The organism is Pseudomonas sp. Tof1, from assembly GCF_055390395.1.
The window spans coordinates 4,484,090-4,500,057 of the sequence record NZ_AP024344.1 but is presented as its reverse complement, the minus strand read 5'-3'; the positions used below and the strand labels follow the sequence as shown (position 1 = coordinate 4,500,057).

The following is a 15,968-nucleotide window of genomic DNA, read 5'->3' as shown; positions in this document are numbered from 1 at the left end:
TAAAGCTACGCTGATTTGTGCTCGCAAGTTGTCTGCACATTCCAGCTATGACGGATGATGCAGTTGCATGGACGATATACCCGTTCAATGCGTCGGAACGGCCAATATCAGCATCAATGCGGATTGATCGTTGGTATTGGCGTGAAATCTGAACAATATCCGAGAGCATCGACTCTTTTCTCTCAGTCATATGCGCGTCTGACCATTTCTTTTTGATCTTCCTTGGATAGAGCTTTTCTGTGCACTTGACGGAGCCCTGCGGAGTCGGTCCAAGCAAGCTTACCTCCGCTAAGGTCGGCCAATGAGATTAGCCTTTGGGCGATTGACTCTTCGTCGAGCTTGAAGACGCGGCCGGGAGAACCTTCTGCATAGACGATAGTTTCGAAGGCCAGCGAGCTTTGACTGCCTGCGGTTCTATTCCAGAAGTCGATGAGTGCGTAGGCAAAAATACCGTCATGGAGAGACGCCTTAGGGCCTCGGCGAAAGGCATATTGGCCTTTGTGGACCTCTTGGAGTAGGCCTAATTCACCGAGTAAGGGTTCGGCAAAGTCTTCGGGCGAACCGCCTGCAGCTTTGGGAGCGTAGCTGCGCAGGCAGGTCTCCAAATCTCGCGAGATAGTAGCATTCGAAAGCCGATGCTTAGGGTCTAGGCTACGAGCGTATTCGGACAAAGGCCCTTCGAGCTCTTGGCGTGTGAAGGTTGGCGCGGTGACATGGTTGAATAGCCAATACCATGTGGTTGAACGGTGGCGCCGCCCGGCTAACTGCCAATGGACAAGCCATGCCGTAGCAGGATCTTCTGCGTATGGATCAAAGCCTCCATCTTGCAGGATTTCCATTGCGAGGCTTGTTATACGGAAAGCATCGCCTTCGTCATCCATAACCCCGGATGCCAAGGCCCAATGTCGAATGGACGAAACCATATTCTTACCTACTCCGAAAGCAGCGATAGAGCTTTCGGCAGTAAAGGTTGTCTTTGGGATCAGTCCGTCGCCGGTCGCTTGGTCGAAGGCTTTTTTGAGCCACATTTGACGCAGTGGAAACGTCTCATGGCCAGAGAGGTGAACGGATGCGACCCGACTGATTTTTGAGGAGATATTTTTCATGGCTAGCAGCTTAACCTGAACTGGTGGATTGCTCCAGTTCGTGTACCTTACATTTTTACTGTATAAAAATATAGTACTTGGCTGCGTGATGGTACCTACCGCGCCGGGAGTGAGTATCGATCATTCCTTTAGGGCCGGTTGGCTGTTGGTGGGCTGAGCATTATGAGCTCGTGTTTGAGGCTGGAAAGCGATCTGCGCAGATCTCTCTGCTGCTGTCGGTTAGCTTGGTGGTGGGGGTGTCGTGACTACCTTGAAGCCGTTCTCCCAAAAATCCGCCAAGCTTCAGTTTTCTCTTTTGCATAGTCGTGAGGGAGTGGCGGCGTACTTTTGAGCCTCCTAGCAAGTAGTTCTGGCATCGATCTTGACTCCAAGTTCCTGCATCATGGCGGCGCCGGTGCGTCTTAGGTCATGGGGCGTCCATTCGCCCTTGTCGCCGTTACTCAGCCCCAGCGAATCATCGTGGTGACGGCCTGCTAGGGGCTTGCTGCGGTTTTTGAAGCGGCACTGTCGGTCTCCGATGAACTCTGACCGTCTTCGTGCCTACGTGGTTTTCGCCCTCCTTGCTGGGGAAGCAGAACGCTGTCATTCGCACCACCCACGTTGATGCCAATGCCAATCCAAAGCCTCTGGGCTAACTTGGTCAGTTTTTTGTTTCGGATGGCGAATTGGGGCTCCATCCAGCCTTCCGTAATCGGTATCTTTCAGCTTGGGTGCGACCCGTACGATCATCGTTTCGGATTCAATTGCAATCAGCCCGAGGTCGAACAAGGTGTGGATGTCGGCACGCAGTAGCAGTCCGTTGGGTATGATGTTTGTGTGCTCGCCCTTGTAGGGGTGGATGTGTGCGGCCTCAAGCACGTCGACTAGGTTACAACCGGTAATGGCACAGCTGCCGCCATAGGCTTCCAAGAGCGCTTTTCGGAAGGCGGGTTGTCCTCGACGACGGACGATACTGGCAGTGATGCGCTTTCGGGCGTCAGCTACGTCTGCAGGATCGAACCCCGTGGTTCGCTCAACATCTTCTTCGGCTCGCGCCAGTGCTTTTTCGACTGGGCTCGTCACCCGGCGAACAGATACTCGATATCGACTGCCCGATGAAGCATCGGGGTAAATTTCCCATACGCCATGTTGATCTGGATCGTAAATGCCAAAGGTGCCTTTGCCGATCTGGAACAGTCTGTCGTAGCGATTGCCTTGGTCAGTCCTTCGAGGCTTTTTGTTTTGCGGGTAACCCGTTCGTGCGCGAGCGTTGACAGACATCATGTAGAGGTCTGAGAGGTTTTTGGCGTTGTATCCAGGCTCACGAGCGCGAATCCACTCTTCGACCTGATTTCGGCTAGCAACACCGCCCAGTTGGATGACAGCAGCAAGGGCTTTCTCCCAATTGGTACTGTTTTGAACGTTGCCTACTTGCGCGCCTTCTTCAGGTGTCTTTCCTTGAATGAGTTGGACCAGCCGAATCTTCATGTCCGATCCCACATTCACCGCAGGCTTCAGGCCAGGTATCCACGGTAATCCCAGCTCATCGAATACGGCTGAAATGTTCTGCATGCGGTATTCGAATGCTTTTGCGGTGCGATCAAAGCGAGCGGCAAGCTCTTCATACACCTGCTTCTTGGAGTAGCCAACTCCGGATTCTTGCTTCTGTGCCATCAGGCGGTAGGCCTCTACCGATGCAAGAAGCTCTTCGTTGCTCCAGCCCTTTGCCATGAGTTGTCGTTCCTTGAGTACTAGGTCTGGTCTTCGGTGGAATTCTGCTGGGCGCGTTGCCTCAGATCGTGCGTGTCATCGTCCATGAGGGAGATCCCTGACAAGGCCGAGTCACGGCCGGCAGCAGTATCAGGCAAATCAAGCTTATATGTAATGGCTATTTGCTTCTAGTGGCCTTGTGGTGGGCTAGTCTTTGGCCTGCGTAGAGATGGTGGTTTATTAACGATTGAGTCTTGATCCCGCATATGCCTGGAGAGTTCTTCCACCGCCGACTTCCTCACATCCAGTCGCCGGCGCCTTGGCAGTGCAAACCTCTGTGATGCCGTGCTGGCCCTACTAATGACCTCCTGTACCTTCTGTTAGGTGAATCACCCCTGTGTGCTGCAGGAGACTATGGTGAGTCGCTGTCAAACCACTGCGGTTGCTGACAATTAGCTGTTTTCAAACTGGCTGGCGGCCATTGCCACTGTTGGCCAACACTTTTCTGTGTTTTTTTTGCGTCGCTTATCAGCTATCAGGCCCAGTTGATGGTTGGCCCGTCGTAGAGGGCTCATCCGCATCGCGGCTACCGCTACCCGCCCACCATTCACCGCCGCCATCGACGTAGCGCTTGCGCATGTTGGCGGCCAGGGTCTGCAGGTCTTTGGGCATGCATTCGTCTGGATCGTGGGCGGGGAGGGGCATTCGGATCTTCCAGAGGTTAGCGCCTTCGATCAGGGCGAAGGCCTGGCCCTTGGGCAGGCTCACGACATGGGCAGGTTCAATCAGCGGCACGCTGGTGGAACTGACCCGGTCCTGGGTGTTGCTGGTGAAGTCGGTGTTGCCCGAGATGTCGGAGCTGTCGGTGGCGCCGCTGACCAGTGTGGTGGAATAGACGTCGACCTTGGGTAGTTGTTTGGTCAGCAGTTCGGCCGTGGCGGTTTCGCGTACACGCAGCATGAAGAGGTTGTTGAAGTTGCCGACCACCTGGCCGGCTTTGGCGCGGTTGCCGATCTTGGCCTCGATGTCGCTGATGGTCTGGGTGTAGGCGGTGACCTGAATGCCGGCGCCGCCGCCCTTGTTGATCATTGGAATGAACTCGTTGCCCATCAGCTCGTTGAACTCGTCCGCATGCAGGTTGATGGGGATCTTCTGCTCCTGGGCGGCGTTGTGCAGTCCGCCGTCCAGGCCAAATTTGTAGATATGGCCGGCCACCGACACTAGGTCGGCGAACATGGAGTTGCCCACCGCCGCGGCGACCTCCGGGTCGGAGAGAGCGTCCAGCCCCACGTACACCACACCTCGTTTACGAATGATCTGCATCCAGTCGAAGATCGGGCGGGCGTCGTCCAGGGCGCTGTAATTGGGCGAGATCAGCTCGGCCATGCGCCCGGTGGTGAGTTTTTCCAGCAGGGGCAGGAGTGAGGCGACGATCTTGTCGAAGTAGGTCTTGTCGTAGCGCACCGCGGAGCGCAGGCCGTCCATCACCGGGTCAGCGATGCGGGTGCGTGAGAGGTGCTGGTCGATCGCCGTGACGCGGGGGAGGCGGCCGCGCATGTTGAGGGGGATGTTCTTTTCCGTGAGGTTGCCTTCGATGGTGGCGATGGCGTCCCAGGCGCCGGGATCGTGGCGGGCGAAGTAGTCGCTGCTGTAGTCGATGAACAGGGCGTCGATGTTGATCACGTGCGTTTGGATCTGGATGTAGTCGGGGCGGTTGCCCAGTGCCACTAAGGCCCGGGCGATGATGTTGACGAAGCGCCAGGCGAATTCACGAAAGGCGGCGCTGTTGCCTTCGCCGGAAAGTTGTCCGGAGATGCGACTGGCCACTTCGGAGATGCGCCCAAATCGGCCCACGGCGTTGTAGCGGGCGGAGAAGTCGGGCCAGCCCAGGTGGAAGACATAGAACTCTTTTTCCCGACCTGCGCGGCGGGCCTCGACGTACATGCGCTTGAGTAAATCGGCGTCACCCTTGGGGTCGAAGACTATGACCGGCTCGAACTCGGAGATGCCGTTGACGCGTTTCTCCCGGCGAATGTCCTGGGTGATGAACAGTTCGGCCAGGCGGGTTTTACCGACTCGCGTGGTGCCCAGTACTAGGCTGTGGCCCACGCGTTCCCCAAGAGGAAGCGAGACCGGAATTTCGTTGGGTTCCACACCATGTAAGCGAGGAGAGCCGCCGACTGCCGGAAGTGGGCGCACGGGGTTGAGGGGGTAGTCCCAACTGGTGAATCGGGGAATCAGGCTCAGTGGAAAAGTGGCCTTTTCCAGGCGCTGTTCCAGTTGTCGCGCGTGTTGGAATAGCGTTGTGGGTTCGACGTAACGGCGGAACTCCGGGCGGTAAGTTTGCATCAGGCGTTGGGTGTGTCGTTGTTCCCATTTAAAGCCGATGCCGACAAACAGCCGCTGATTGCTGACGGGAATGCGTTGGCTGGTGATCACGTAGCGCGGGAGGCGGCGGATATTGCGTCGGTAGCGCAGTACTGTCAGCCCCTGGCGAAGACGAATACAGGCAAGTACCAGATAAATGACTGCCGTCACGACACCGAATAAAGGCGTCAAACCGAGCATCCAGGGTGCGAATAAACACACCCCAATACAGGGGATACACACCGCAACGGTGTACAGCTCAACGGCGGGCCGCAGCAGTACTTCGACCGTATGTTGTTGGGTCATGGTCTGGGCCTCCCTTCGTAACGGTGGGAGGGGGCAAGGGAGCGATAAGGGAAGTTGGGCATGCCGGCGTCCTCTGGTGTTCAGAGCGCACGGTTGCAAAGCCTGAAGGACAACTGCCGCAAGGAAACTGGAATGCAGTGGGCAGGTTTCGAGGTGTGGTTCGGGTGGTATAGCGGTGGGCACTGTTCCCCCTGTTCGAGATCGGCTCAGTTGTTTTTTCGAGATAAAACCATTGGGTCTCGATTCTGTTTTTTGGCTGATGGTGGTGGGGTTCCTGATGACACTGAGGCCTCGATACCTCAGCCAGGAGCAATCAATGTCTGACGCCACTCAAGGTCCAATTGGACCGCTGCGCAGTACGATGCAATTGACGCTGCATACCCATCTCGCTCTCCGTATCTGGCAAGGAAGACCCGCCAGTGAAGGCAAGGCTCCGATCATGGGACTTGTGGGGCTTGTCGGTTTGATGGGCCGGATCAAGAACGAAGCCGAAAGGGATGATCCTTATGCTGACTTCTGGCTGATCCGTATCGAGGAAAAGTTGCAGCGCTGCAAAGCCGAGTTGATGCACATCCGCCTGGAAGTGGACCTGCTGATGAGTGAAGTTCCCAGGGCCATTTCCGTACAGGAAAACTTCAGTATCCGGCCAGTCAATCTGCCGATGTTCATCGGTTCTCAATTCGGCTTTCTGGCGTTGTATCTGCTGATCACCTATGACGACATCGTTCGGCGTCTCAAACACGCTCACCATGTCGCCTTGATTGCTCGCAAGGGTATGGAAAGTCGAATTGATGCGGCGAGTCATATCTTTCGCAGTTTGTTTGGCCTAGTTCAGCAGTACAGGTTTTTGGGCGTGACCCGGGCGGATGTGGTGGCCGATAACGCTCGGGCCCGTCAGGCAAGAGAGGCCCTTGGGGAATTGCCGTTGGATGTACTTGAAGGGCGTCGCCGGGCTGAGTTTGCACCACCGATTGTTCACCGTCGGGTGGGAGATATCCGTGGTGTTTTAGACGGCGAGGATGGGGCGGTTGGATGGCGTGAGGCGGCTCCAGGGCACGCTGCGGTGCAGACCATATCCGAGGCCATGGAGGGCTGAACGATGGTGAATGTACGAGGGCGTGACAACGGTTTCGACCCGGCTGCGTGGGGAGAGGGTGCTGAACACACTGCCTTCCGGCCTCTGGAACAGAGTGCCTTCCGCGCGTTGGAACATACGGCCTTCCCTAAAGGGCTTTTAAAGCCTTTTAAGGGTAAGGGGGAGCTGCTTGAATTGGGTGAGCAGTGCAGAGCGTTGAGCGAGGGACTGATTGCTCTGGCTGTCCGGGAGATACTGGCTCAGGCCGAGCGATACCCTTTCACGTTGTTGCCCATTCGCTTGATCAAGCAGTCGACCGGGGCCGGGACTATTTTTCTGCGTTGGAGCCGATCAGACCGTACCAAGATGGGGGCCGACTTGTGGGCGGAGCTGGTACGTGATGAGCATACGCCGATCAACTTGATCTCCGATCTGTATGCGTTGGAGCTGCAACGGATCGTGATCAACATGCAGATCAGCCTGACTCACAGTATGGGGCGTCAGGCGTTCTTGTGTGCCAACAAGGTGGAGGCGGCTGACCAGGCGTACGAGCAGCGGATACTTCAGCATGCTCGTCTTCACTCGGGAGGAAACTGAACATGGCTACCAACTTCTGGGGGAGGGCAACATCGGTACCAAGCCCGAGTTTCGAGAGATCTCCAACGGCAACAACGAACCGCGCCGGTTGTTGAGGCTCAATGTGTATTTCGATAATCCGATCTCGAAAGGGGGAGGTGAGTACGAAGATCGGGGAGGATTCTGGGCCGGTGTTGATCTGTGGCACAAGGAGGCCGAACGGTATTCGAATCTCTACTGTAAGGGGATGCGAGTGCTGGTTATTGGGCGCATGATTTTGGAAAAATGGGAAGACGACAGTGGGAACGAATGTCGGGCGATGAAGGTGCAGGCCAGTCGCGTGGGGATATTGCCTCACCGTATTGATCGGGTCGTGATGATGGTTCAGGAACGGCCTGTGCCTGAAGTGGATGAGCAGATGGTTATTCGGCTGTCTGCCAATGATGGAGCGCAATAGCTGCTCAGTTGCTCGGCCCGTGTGAATCCGTTTTCTACTCCTCGTTATCGCAAGTAGTCGTCGCGCTACCAGATTACCGCGGGCTTTGTTTCGGGAGATTTTAGGAGGGGTATTTCCTGCGTGCAGATTGGCTCGACTCCTGTGTACTGGACAGATTCTGTCATGCAGCGAGAGTCAGCGGTGGTTGCTCAGTGAGGTTACCCGTCTACCGATTTTGGTCATAAGCCGCTCGAGCTGTTCGCCGTCAACTTCCATAACATGACCCTGCGTGAGGTCCGTCACTCCCGTTGCAACAGCGCAGCGCAAAGTCTCGACCCTGAGATGTTCTTGCGCTTCATGTTGCTCCACCGAGTGAGGTGTTTCGTCTACGACTTCACTGATGTTTTGCTGATTATCTGAGAAATCTCGATCTTTGATGAGCCGGTCTGGGGTATCGCTCAGGACGATTCTTTTCGCAGACATCTTGTTCTCCTGCTGTAGTGGTTGAGTGATCTCGACAGGTGTGAACCTGGTCTCTCCGATTCCCTTTGGAAAGGCTCTTGAAGCTTGCTGTGTATGGACTTCCGACAGGACCGCTCGGTGTATGGCTCGGGCGTAATGGAGGCGTTCTCGTCGCTATGGCACGCTTTGACGTCTGAGACTGTACTGGGGGCTGGACACACCCAGGAGGAGGCCATTGATGTTCCAATCTGATTGACCTTCCTTTAGGACCGCGAGCGGCTCTTGGCTCATAAAACAAAACGCAGATAACCCTCTCCCTGTAGGGAAGGATTATCTGCGTGGAGAGTGACAACGGATGCGTTTATTTGAGGTACTGCAACACCCCAACCACCAAGGTGCCCACAAGCACCGCAATGCCGAGGAAGCTCAAGGTAATTCTACTGCCGAGCGAATCCACCCTGACGCTCAGTGTCGAGACATCTGCCTTCATTTCGGATCGGATGATCTGAACGTCCGCAGCGAGTTTGTTTTGGATGACGTCCATGTCAGCTTTCAGCTTGGTGCCGAGCAGTGTGAGATCGGCTTTGGTCGCAAGGACATTGGTCATTTCTTTCTCCAGCGCATTAATGACAGCCGTGGTGTTTCGCTCCGAAACGCCGCTGTCGCGCATCGCACCGTATAACACCGTTTCCATTTTCATCAGACCTCCAGATTTCAGTGGGAGAGCCTGCCCATACGGGCAAGGCCCGTATGGGGGAAACATCACGTTCAGTAGCGCTTCCATCGGCCGCAGTGGCAGCCGATTGGTCGCATTCTGGAAGCTTGGCGACCTGAGAATGGATCATGCGCAATGGCGCATCGTAGCTCTCAGATCCCGGCTACCTTGGCATGTTGCTGACAAGGCCAGCAGTACGCCCCCGCACGATGATTACCTCATCGGTGGGCTGTCAAAGCAGCATCTGCAACAGGCTTTTTCCGGTGCGATGGTTTTGTATGAGTCCTGGAAAATGACCATCTGATCTTTCCTGTTAGGTGTGTAGGGTGCGTACATGTGTGGCTATCGGAGGTTGCTGTAATTTGCAGCTGTAGAAGCGCCTCTTCCTTGTAGTCCGCAACGAAATGTCTCTGCACAGACCATGACAACTGGGCTTGGCGGGCTCATCTTCAGATTTCGCACAGCGTCATCAGGCTATGAACGGGAAAGGCCCGCGCCGTGTTCTGTTTCTCTTCGATTCATGCCTAGGGTGCAGGCGAGCAAAAGCGCAGAAGGCACTGGTTTACTTCTGCAAAGGCAGCTCGGCGCCCTGGTTTTTGACGTTCCCAACGGCGGTGCCGACGGGGTACCACTCGAAGTCGTCGACAGGCAGACACAGGTTCTTGGCGATGTCTTCGGCGCGTGTGGGGGAGAGGTCGGGGTCGATCCATTCGCGGGCGTGCTCGGGGGCCAGCACCGACGGGCGCCGGTCGTGAATGTCGACCATGCCCTGGTCGCTGGCGGCGGTGATGATCACGAAGCCGTCGCCCTCATGGGGGTCAAGCCCAGGGTGTACCTGGGCCAATGCCGCGAAGAACATCGGTGCCTGGCTCCTGAGCCGAATGAAGTACGGCTGTTTCTTCTTGGGGTTGTCCGGATCCTTGACCCACTCGTACCAACCGTCTGCCACCACCAGCGCTCGCCCATTCGGCCAGAGCTGCTTGAAGAACTTGCCGGTGGTGACGGTCTCGACTCGGGCGTTGATCGGGTCAGGGCGTTTGCCCTTGGCCCAGAAGGGCGCCCAGCCCCAGTGCACCGGATCAATCCGTAGGCCTTCCTCCACGGTGTGCAGAATCAGCACGCGGGTAGTGGGGGCGATGTTGTAGCGGGCGATCGGCTCGTTGTCGTAGCCGCTGATGACGTCCTGCTCGGCCTCAAGCTCGCGCAGGTAGTCGGCCATGCCCTGGTACTGCGCAAATCGTCCGCACATGCTGACCACCTCCGCCTGTCGCCATCCCACTCATTTGAATTGACCGCAAGACACCTACACTATTAACTGTATATTCGTACAGGTATATCGGAAGTCGTGCGTCATGAGCTTTACCATTCTAGGTCCTTTGGCAGGGGGCGGCGTTGCGCTGCCGCTCTGTGCCTTCAAGGTGCCGGCGGGATTCCCGTCACCGGCCGCTGATCACATCGAGCGGCAGATCTCATTGGATGAGCTTTTGAATATACGGGCACCCCATGTGTACCTGGTCTCGATCCAGGGCGATAGCATGCAGGGGCGGGCATCTTCGACGGTGATCTGGTCGTAGTGGACCGGTCCCTGGAGCCGCAGCACGGGCATATTGTCGTCGCCCTGCTGAACAACGACCCGGTGTGCAAGCGACTGCGCAAACAGGGGCCCGAGGTGATCCTGATGTCGGAGAACCCGCGCTACCCCTCCCGTTACGTCATGGAAGGCGATGAGCTGTCGATCTGGGGGGTAGTGACCTTCAGTGTGCGCAGCCATGGCCATTAAGCCCCCAGCGCCAGCCTTTGCGCTGATCGACTGCAACAGCTTCTACGCCAGTTGCGAACGTGTGTTTCGGCCAGACCTGGCCCATACCCCCATCATCGTCCTGAGCAACAACGACGGCTGCGTGATCGCCCGCTCCGCGGATGTCAAGCCGCACATCAAGATGGGCGAGCCGTACTTCCAGATCCGGGACAAGATCCGTCAGCACGGGATCGTGCCGTTCTCCTCCAACTACGCGCTGTATGGCGACATGAGCCAGCGGGTCATGACCGTGATCGAGTCCATGGTGCCGGCGCTGGAGGTCTACAGCATCGACGAGGCCTTTGCTGAACTCACCGGCATGACCGAGAACCTAGAACAACTGGGACGCCGTATACGGGCCCAGGTGCTCAGGAGTACCGGCATTCCGGTGGGGGTGGGGATCGCCGGGACCAAGACCCTCGCCAAGCTCGCCAACCATGGCGCGAAGAAGTGGCAGGCGCAGTTGGGCGGTGTCCTGGATGTGCGGGCACCTCACCGCCGGGAGAAGCTGCTCAAGGCCTGTGATGTGTCGGAGGTGTGGGGTATTGGCCGCAAGATGACCGCGCATCTGGCCGGGATGGACATCAGGACCGCCTGGCAGCTCTCCCAAGCTGATCCCTGGATGCTGCGCAAAAATTTCAGCGTGGTGATCGAGAAGACTGCCCGGGAGCTGGCCGGTACGCCGTGCCTGGAGCTGGATGAGCCAGACGCACCCAAGCAGGAGATCTGCTGCAGCCGGATGTTCGGCCAGCGTCTGCAAACCTTGCCGCCGATCAAGGAGGCGGTCGCCACGTACATGATGCGTGCCTCGGAAAAGCTCAGGGCCCAGCAGTCCCTGTGCAAGAAGATTCGGATCAGCATCCGCACCGGGATGTTCAACCCGGAGGAGGCCAAGTACGCCAACGGGGTGGTGATCGATCTGCCGTACCCCACGGACGATGTGCGCCTGCTGACGAAGAGGGCCGTCGACGCCCTCGACCAACTCTTCCGTCCTGGCTTTCGGTACAGCAAGGCCGAGGTGTTGCTGCTCAATCTCTGCCAGCGCGGTGAGTACACCGACGACCTGTTCGCCGAATCACAACCTGAGCAAGCCACCAAGGTGATGACCGTCCTGGACCAGATCAACCAGCGCTGGGGCAGGGGCACCCTGCGCGCTGCCAGCGTTCCGACCAAGCCAGAATGGGGCATGCGTCGGGAGATGATGAGCCGCAGCTTCACGACGCGGCTGGATCAGTTGTGGAGGATCTCCTGTACCTGAGTACCGGTGCCGATTTTTGGTGTTAAGTCCGGGGTCTATTCGGCTATCTCATGGGGGGATCGATGAGCACGGTGTGGTAGTTGGCCAAGGAAAACCATCAGCATAGATGTTCTTTTTAGGCGTGGAGTACAAATGTACTCTTTGCCTTTTCAGCGTTGCCTCTCTTCGTGCGAAGGATATTAATGTGCCATCATTGGTTCAGTACGCCCAAATCAGACAATGGCAGTCGCGAGTTTTGACAAGGAGTAAGGCATGCTTGATCTCATCTACATCGTGGAAACCCCTCTCGTACCGAATTCGGGGAGGAATGACGATGGCAGCTACGAGCCAAATTTCACTATGGGTGGGCGCGATGGCGTTTCGAAAGTAGGTACTGCAATCGGTGGCAGTGCTGTTGCGACAGCAGCGGCTTTGGGTTCATTCGGTGTTCCAGCGACAGTGATCGCCTCCGCGCTGGTTGGGATACCCGGTGTACTTTCACTATTTTCTAAAGACCCGACAGAGAAGGTGACGGAAGAATCTGCCGAAAATCAGCAAGCATGCGCATTGGCCGCTTATGTGGCCAAGCACTCTTTCTCTCCTGAGGAGGTCAAGACCAAGGGCTATCGCTTTCAGCCAGGTCATCCGATTGTGGGCAAGGCCTATCGCAAGCACCCGCTCATGGAGTATCCAAACTCGGAGAGCAGTAACCTCTACATCCCGAGTGATAGTTATGACTCTATTCTTCTTGAGGAGCGTGAGTCTGAACTGATCAAGCTACTGGTGGCGCTGGGTGCCACCAAAATCACCATCACCAAGAAAACTTCAAATAAGCACAATGAAGAAACCAGTGGTGGTTTGACTGTGACGGCGGGAGTGGCTGGGGGAGGAGGGGCGGAATTTTCCGTTAGCAACGAAAAGTTGAATGATGGGCTTGATACCCGTGAGTTCACGCTCTCGGGGAAAAAATGGAGCACAGAGAGCCGGGTTGGGAGAGAAAATTTCCTCTGGCTCGCCTATGAGCCCTCCTGGAAGGCCGTTGTGTTTGCTCGAGAGTATGGAGGTTGCCTGTCGGCCTCTCTTGAGATCAAAGAAAACACCACGTTCTCTACAGACAAGAATCTGGAACTGACGGTCAAGGCGAAGCTCGCCGAGGTTGGTGCCCACGCGGGACTGTCAGCCAAAAGCGCTGAAGAGAAGAGTTACTTGGTCCGAGTCGAGTTCTCACCGATTGAAGCCATTGGTTAGCTTGACTGCTCTGTTGCTTACCCAAGAGACCAGCGAAATCAGGCAACTGCTGCCACATCAGTGGCTGGCAGCATAGAGCCCTGCAAAGAGAGCGATATGATTCGGTTAGCCCAAGCCAGTGATGAACCCGATATCAGGCATTATGCTGAACAGGCCTATGGTCGTTATGAACCACTTATGGGGCATAGGCCTGTATCGAAGACCGCCGATTTCAGCCTGCAAATGGATGCTTAAATAATATTTGAGTAGCGATTTTCTGTAAGAGTGATGAGGATGTGGTATTTATGCAGCAGCTTGATTTCCCTGTTCCGTATAAGGATCGTTGTTTAAGAACTTCAAGTGGTACCTATGTGGTTTGGCCCTTCCTGAATGCAGAGAAAGGTGCTGGACCTTATGAGCTATTCTTGGATACTAATGCGCTCACCAATGTTGAGTGGGCTTCACAGTTACCAGCGGAAGTCCGGCTTCAGTCGATTCTCAATCCACTGCCTGCTTTGCAGGAACAATGGTTTTCTAATCTTGAGCTTAGAAAAAATCCTGTTCAGAAAATTGAGGAGATGATTCAGGAGTTGGTTGAGCTTGGCTTTGTGTTTCGCCAAAATTTTGCTCGGGATCAGGTCGCTTTATTAGAAAAAAATGAGGCTGCGTTGAGAGCACAGTTCAGCCTTTTATTTCCCTACATAGCAATCATGAAATCGTTGCTCTCAAAGAAGACACCGGTTGACTTAGCGATTGAGCAGCTTAATAGACTCGGTAATGCCGATATTCCTCGATTTACATCTAGTCTGATGCTGACAGCCCTTGGTGTCGTCTTGAAAAGCCGGCAAGCACTAAAGCTGAATGATGATGCGAAGCCAGCATATTCGTATTTTGAGTCTTTTTTGGCATTTCAGCCAGGAAAGAAAGGAGAGACCGACCATATGACTATCTCCTATTTGCGCAACCGTGCAGGAGATCTGAATCTTTGGTTAACACTTCCGGTCTTGCGAGAGCAGAGATATGAGTTCGTTGGAGTGCCAGCCGTAGTAACAGGCGATAAGGCATTGCATAGGCTTATTTTGCGTGTCCTACCGCCTTTATGTCATGAAAGCCATAAAGCCGCTTTTACCATTTACCCGGAAGGACTGGAAGATCCTCTTTGGAAGAAGATTTTGCAGGTGGTGAACTCTGTTGAGGTTAGAGGCCGTGGCACGAAGGAGGAACATGCGCAGCGGCTGTCTAAATTGTTCGAGCTGGCTAAGGAATTTTGTGCTAATCCGGAAGAACGTTTAGTTTTGGATGAGGCATGGCAACAGTGGTGTTCGCCAGGTCTTGGTCTAGCGATTGAGCTATAGCTTGCTGGCTGTTAAGGTCTCAATAGCTTTGTATGATAGTTTGGCTGCTTAAATTAGCAACCATAATAATTAGCTGTCTATAGACTTTTCTGAGGGGTTCTGATTCATAACCTCTGGAAAGTATAGAGGTCCACTAATCTCGGGCACGGTTTTAGGCGAAAATAATCACCACACGACGGTGTTCAATGAACAGACGACGTACCTTCGCTTCTGCGTTCAAGCGTGAGGCAGCCAACCTGGCTCTCGACCAGGACTACAGCCACATTGAGGCTGCCCGATCACTTGGAAGCCAGACGCGAGTCTCGTTTTAAGGTTGTTGCAGGTACATTCGGCCCCCTTGATCGAGCGATTCGAACGTTGGGCCCGAACACACCTTGCCGCTGGGTTTTCTCTCCAAGGCGCGGCAGAGGCCTTATACGTGCATCCCCGTACGCTCCAGCGCTGCGCGGAAGCGATACTGGGCAAGTCCCCTCTGGCATTTTTCCAGGATTTGCGGGTGGAGCAAGCAAAGCACCTGGTCGCCACTGGGCACGACCTAGAGGTGATTGCTGAAAAGGTCGGCTATTGCGACGCCGCCACGCTGCGTAATCGACTGCGCAGAAAACTGGGACGTGGTGTGCGCGAGCTCCGCTCGGAGTTGGGATAGTTCGGTGACCCAGACAACTTTCGGGGCTCTGTCGTTTTCTACGCCAAGGGGCGTTCTTGTTGGATAACGTGGCAGTCCGGCTCAGTACTGTGGGGCAAGGTGTTGGAAGGGCGTTGATCCGGTTTGTGAGGATGCCGACCGACAGTGAAATGGATACGGTTCATTTCCACAGAGCATGGAAATGGTGAACCGGTCCGTAGCCACCTCCCACCTGTAATTGATCAGCTGCACCAAGCGCGGCCGTCAAATACTCCTTGGCGCCAGAGACTGCCAGCGCCATCGTCGACCCGGGTAGCAGGGCCGTGATCGCTGCCGAAAGCGTGCATCCTGTACCGTGCGAGTTGCGTGTAGCGATTCGTGGGGCATCCAGCTCCAGTGTGTGTCCCTTGCCCGCCAGCAGATCGACGCTACGTTGCCCCTCCAGGTGCCCACCTTTGAGCAGCACCCAATCCGCGCCCAACTTCCCCATTTCCCTTACTGCGACCCGCATGGCTTGCAATGATCGAGGTTCTTCGCCCTGCAGCAGCACGCCGGCCTCAGGCAGGTTTGGAGTGATCAGAGTGGACAGCGGGATCAGGCGTTCCCGAATGGCCGCAACAGCCTCAGGATCCACCAGCCGATCACCACTCTTGGCGACCATGACGGGGTCCAGCACGATGGGACAGTCGGCACGCGCTCGTAGACACCGAGCAATGACTTCAACAATGCCAGCGTTGGCAACCATGCCAATTTTCACGGCATCGACCCGCACATCGTCGAAGACGGCCTCGATCTGCTCGGCAACGAAGGAGGGGGCCAGGGGCACGAAGCGACGTACCCCGTGCGTATTCTGCGCGACGACCGCGGTGATGACGCTCATGCCATAGGCGCCCAGGGCGGAAAAAGTCTTCAAATCGGCCTGAATGCCTGCGCCACCGGTAGGGTCGGTGCCTGCGATCGTGAGTACATTGGCTATCACGTTGTGACAATCTCC

15 protein-coding genes and 2 pseudogenes are annotated in these 15,968 nt (G+C 55.8%); 9 read left to right on the top strand and 8 right to left on the bottom strand.

Going from position 1 to position 15,968, the window contains the following annotated elements; translation table 11 throughout:
- Positions 1-182: 182 nt before the first annotated feature.
- The 4 genes and pseudogenes from ACZ5KU_RS20070 to traD all read right to left on the bottom strand — a co-directional run bounded on the left by ACZ5KU_RS20070 (position 183) and on the right by traD (position 5,468).
- On the bottom strand, positions 183-1,106 hold the full coding sequence (locus ACZ5KU_RS20070) for a DUF4007 family protein (RefSeq protein WP_464736127.1): 924 nt from the start codon (positions 1,104-1,106) through the stop codon (positions 183-185).
- A 245-nt stretch (positions 1,107-1,351) separates the two neighbouring features.
- A pseudogene (locus tag ACZ5KU_RS20065) lies at positions 1,352-1,689 on the bottom strand (tyrosine-type recombinase/integrase); the annotation flags it as partial.
- A complete protein-coding gene (locus ACZ5KU_RS20060) occupies positions 1,689-2,816 on the bottom strand; it encodes an HNH endonuclease (protein WP_464736126.1) in 1,128 nt (375 codons plus the stop codon). The pseudogene ACZ5KU_RS20065 and the gene ACZ5KU_RS20060, both read right to left, overlap by 1 nt.
- Positions 2,817-3,323: 507 nt before the next feature.
- Positions 3,324-5,468, bottom strand: a complete 2,145-nt coding sequence (traD, locus tag ACZ5KU_RS20055; protein WP_464736125.1) for a type IV conjugative transfer system coupling protein TraD — start codon at positions 5,466-5,468, stop codon at positions 3,324-3,326.
- Positions 5,469-5,784: 316 nt separating this feature from the next.
- Here traD and ACZ5KU_RS20050 point away from each other — a divergent pair, with 316 nt between their 5' ends.
- From ACZ5KU_RS20050 to ACZ5KU_RS20040, 3 genes are read left to right on the top strand one after another with little or no spacing between them, the layout of a single operon-like run.
- A complete protein-coding gene (locus tag ACZ5KU_RS20050; protein ID WP_464736124.1) occupies positions 5,785-6,564 on the top strand; it encodes a PFL_4669 family integrating conjugative element protein in 780 nt (259 codons plus the stop codon).
- Between the two features lie 3 nt (positions 6,565-6,567).
- The gene (locus ACZ5KU_RS20045; RefSeq protein WP_464736123.1) at positions 6,568-7,140 is read left to right on the top strand and encodes a DUF3158 family protein; all 573 of its coding nucleotides are present in this window, start codon (positions 6,568-6,570) and stop codon (positions 7,138-7,140) included.
- Positions 7,112-7,576 (top strand): single-stranded DNA-binding protein, encoded by a 465-nt coding sequence (locus tag ACZ5KU_RS20040; protein WP_464736122.1) that lies wholly within the window; start codon positions 7,112-7,114, stop codon positions 7,574-7,576. Before ACZ5KU_RS20045 ends, ACZ5KU_RS20040 begins: the two co-directional genes overlap by 29 nt.
- A gap of 174 nt (positions 7,577-7,750) precedes the next feature.
- Here ACZ5KU_RS20040 and ACZ5KU_RS20035 read toward each other — a convergent pair whose 3' ends face one another.
- The 3 genes from ACZ5KU_RS20035 to ACZ5KU_RS20025 form a co-directional block, all read right to left on the bottom strand.
- Complete coding sequence (locus tag ACZ5KU_RS20035; RefSeq protein WP_464736121.1) at positions 7,751-8,038, bottom strand: hypothetical protein; 288 nt, start codon at positions 8,036-8,038, stop codon at positions 7,751-7,753.
- 340 nt (positions 8,039-8,378) lie between these two features.
- Entirely contained in the window at positions 8,379-8,717 is a 339-nt protein-coding gene (locus ACZ5KU_RS20030) for a hypothetical protein (protein ID WP_464736120.1), read from the bottom strand.
- Positions 8,718-9,294: 577 nt separating this feature from the next.
- Complete coding sequence (locus tag ACZ5KU_RS20025) at positions 9,295-9,981, bottom strand: SOS response-associated peptidase family protein (RefSeq protein WP_464736119.1); 687 nt, start codon at positions 9,979-9,981, stop codon at positions 9,295-9,297.
- Between the two features lie 103 nt (positions 9,982-10,084).
- On the opposite strand from ACZ5KU_RS20025, the pseudogene ACZ5KU_RS20020 reads away from it, so the two are divergent.
- The 6 genes and pseudogenes from ACZ5KU_RS20020 to ACZ5KU_RS19995 all read left to right on the top strand — a co-directional run bounded on the left by ACZ5KU_RS20020 (position 10,085) and on the right by ACZ5KU_RS19995 (position 14,995).
- Positions 10,085-10,512: pseudogene (locus ACZ5KU_RS20020) on the top strand (LexA family protein).
- Entirely contained in the window at positions 10,502-11,788 is a 1,287-nt protein-coding gene (gene umuC, locus ACZ5KU_RS20015; protein WP_464736118.1) for a translesion error-prone DNA polymerase V subunit UmuC, read from the top strand. The pseudogene ACZ5KU_RS20020 and the gene umuC overlap by 11 nt, the downstream one beginning before the upstream one ends.
- Positions 11,789-12,040: 252 nt before the next feature.
- The gene (locus ACZ5KU_RS20010; protein WP_054064509.1) at positions 12,041-13,015 is read left to right on the top strand and encodes a hypothetical protein; all 975 of its coding nucleotides are present in this window, start codon (positions 12,041-12,043) and stop codon (positions 13,013-13,015) included.
- Positions 13,016-13,299: 284 nt separating this feature from the next.
- On the top strand, positions 13,300-14,349 hold the full coding sequence (locus ACZ5KU_RS20005) for a hypothetical protein (RefSeq protein ID WP_054057712.1): 1,050 nt from the start codon (positions 13,300-13,302) through the stop codon (positions 14,347-14,349).
- Positions 14,350-14,534: 185 nt separating this feature from the next.
- Positions 14,535-14,660 carry a transposase gene (locus ACZ5KU_RS20000; protein ID WP_464736117.1) on the top strand — a complete coding sequence of 42 codons (126 nt, stop codon included), beginning with the start codon at positions 14,535-14,537 and terminating at the stop codon, positions 14,658-14,660.
- A 2-nt stretch (positions 14,661-14,662) separates the two neighbouring features.
- Positions 14,663-14,995, top strand: a complete 333-nt coding sequence (locus ACZ5KU_RS19995; RefSeq protein ID WP_054057711.1) for a helix-turn-helix domain-containing protein — start codon at positions 14,663-14,665, stop codon at positions 14,993-14,995.
- Between the two features lie 160 nt (positions 14,996-15,155).
- Here ACZ5KU_RS19995 and thiD read toward each other — a convergent pair whose 3' ends face one another.
- On the bottom strand, positions 15,156-15,953 hold the full coding sequence (thiD, locus tag ACZ5KU_RS19990; protein ID WP_464736116.1) for a bifunctional hydroxymethylpyrimidine kinase/phosphomethylpyrimidine kinase: 798 nt from the start codon (positions 15,951-15,953) through the stop codon (positions 15,156-15,158).
- Positions 15,954-15,968: the final 15 nt, after the last annotated feature.

Bases quoted from the DNA above. Each gene is read 5' to 3' on its own strand.
- ACZ5KU_RS20070 (WP_464736127.1), bottom strand. From the start codon at position 1,106: ATGAAAAATATCTCCTCAAAAATCAGTCGGGTCGCATCCGTTCACCTC.
- ACZ5KU_RS20060 (WP_464736126.1), bottom strand. From the start codon at position 2,816: ATGGCAAAGGGCTGGAGCAACGAAGAGCTTCTTGCATCGGTAGAGGCC.
- traD (WP_464736125.1), bottom strand. From the start codon at position 5,468: ATGACCCAACAACATACGGTCGAAGTACTGCTGCGGCCCGCCGTTGAG.
- ACZ5KU_RS20050 (WP_464736124.1), top strand. From the start codon at position 5,785: ATGTCTGACGCCACTCAAGGTCCAATTGGACCGCTGCGCAGTACGATG.
- ACZ5KU_RS20045 (WP_464736123.1), top strand. From the start codon at position 6,568: ATGGTGAATGTACGAGGGCGTGACAACGGTTTCGACCCGGCTGCGTGG.
- ACZ5KU_RS20040 (WP_464736122.1), top strand. From the start codon at position 7,112: ATGCTCGTCTTCACTCGGGAGGAAACTGAACATGGCTACCAACTTCTG.
- ACZ5KU_RS20035 (WP_464736121.1), bottom strand. From the start codon at position 8,038: ATGTCTGCGAAAAGAATCGTCCTGAGCGATACCCCAGACCGGCTCATC.
- ACZ5KU_RS20030 (WP_464736120.1), bottom strand. From the start codon at position 8,717: ATGAAAATGGAAACGGTGTTATACGGTGCGATGCGCGACAGCGGCGTT.
- ACZ5KU_RS20025 (WP_464736119.1), bottom strand. From the start codon at position 9,981: ATGTGCGGACGATTTGCGCAGTACCAGGGCATGGCCGACTACCTGCGC.
- umuC (WP_464736118.1), top strand. From the start codon at position 10,502: ATGGCCATTAAGCCCCCAGCGCCAGCCTTTGCGCTGATCGACTGCAAC.
- ACZ5KU_RS20010 (WP_054064509.1), top strand. From the start codon at position 12,041: ATGCTTGATCTCATCTACATCGTGGAAACCCCTCTCGTACCGAATTCG.
- ACZ5KU_RS20005 (WP_054057712.1), top strand. From the start codon at position 13,300: ATGCAGCAGCTTGATTTCCCTGTTCCGTATAAGGATCGTTGTTTAAGA.
- ACZ5KU_RS20000 (WP_464736117.1), top strand. From the start codon at position 14,535: ATGAACAGACGACGTACCTTCGCTTCTGCGTTCAAGCGTGAGGCAGCC.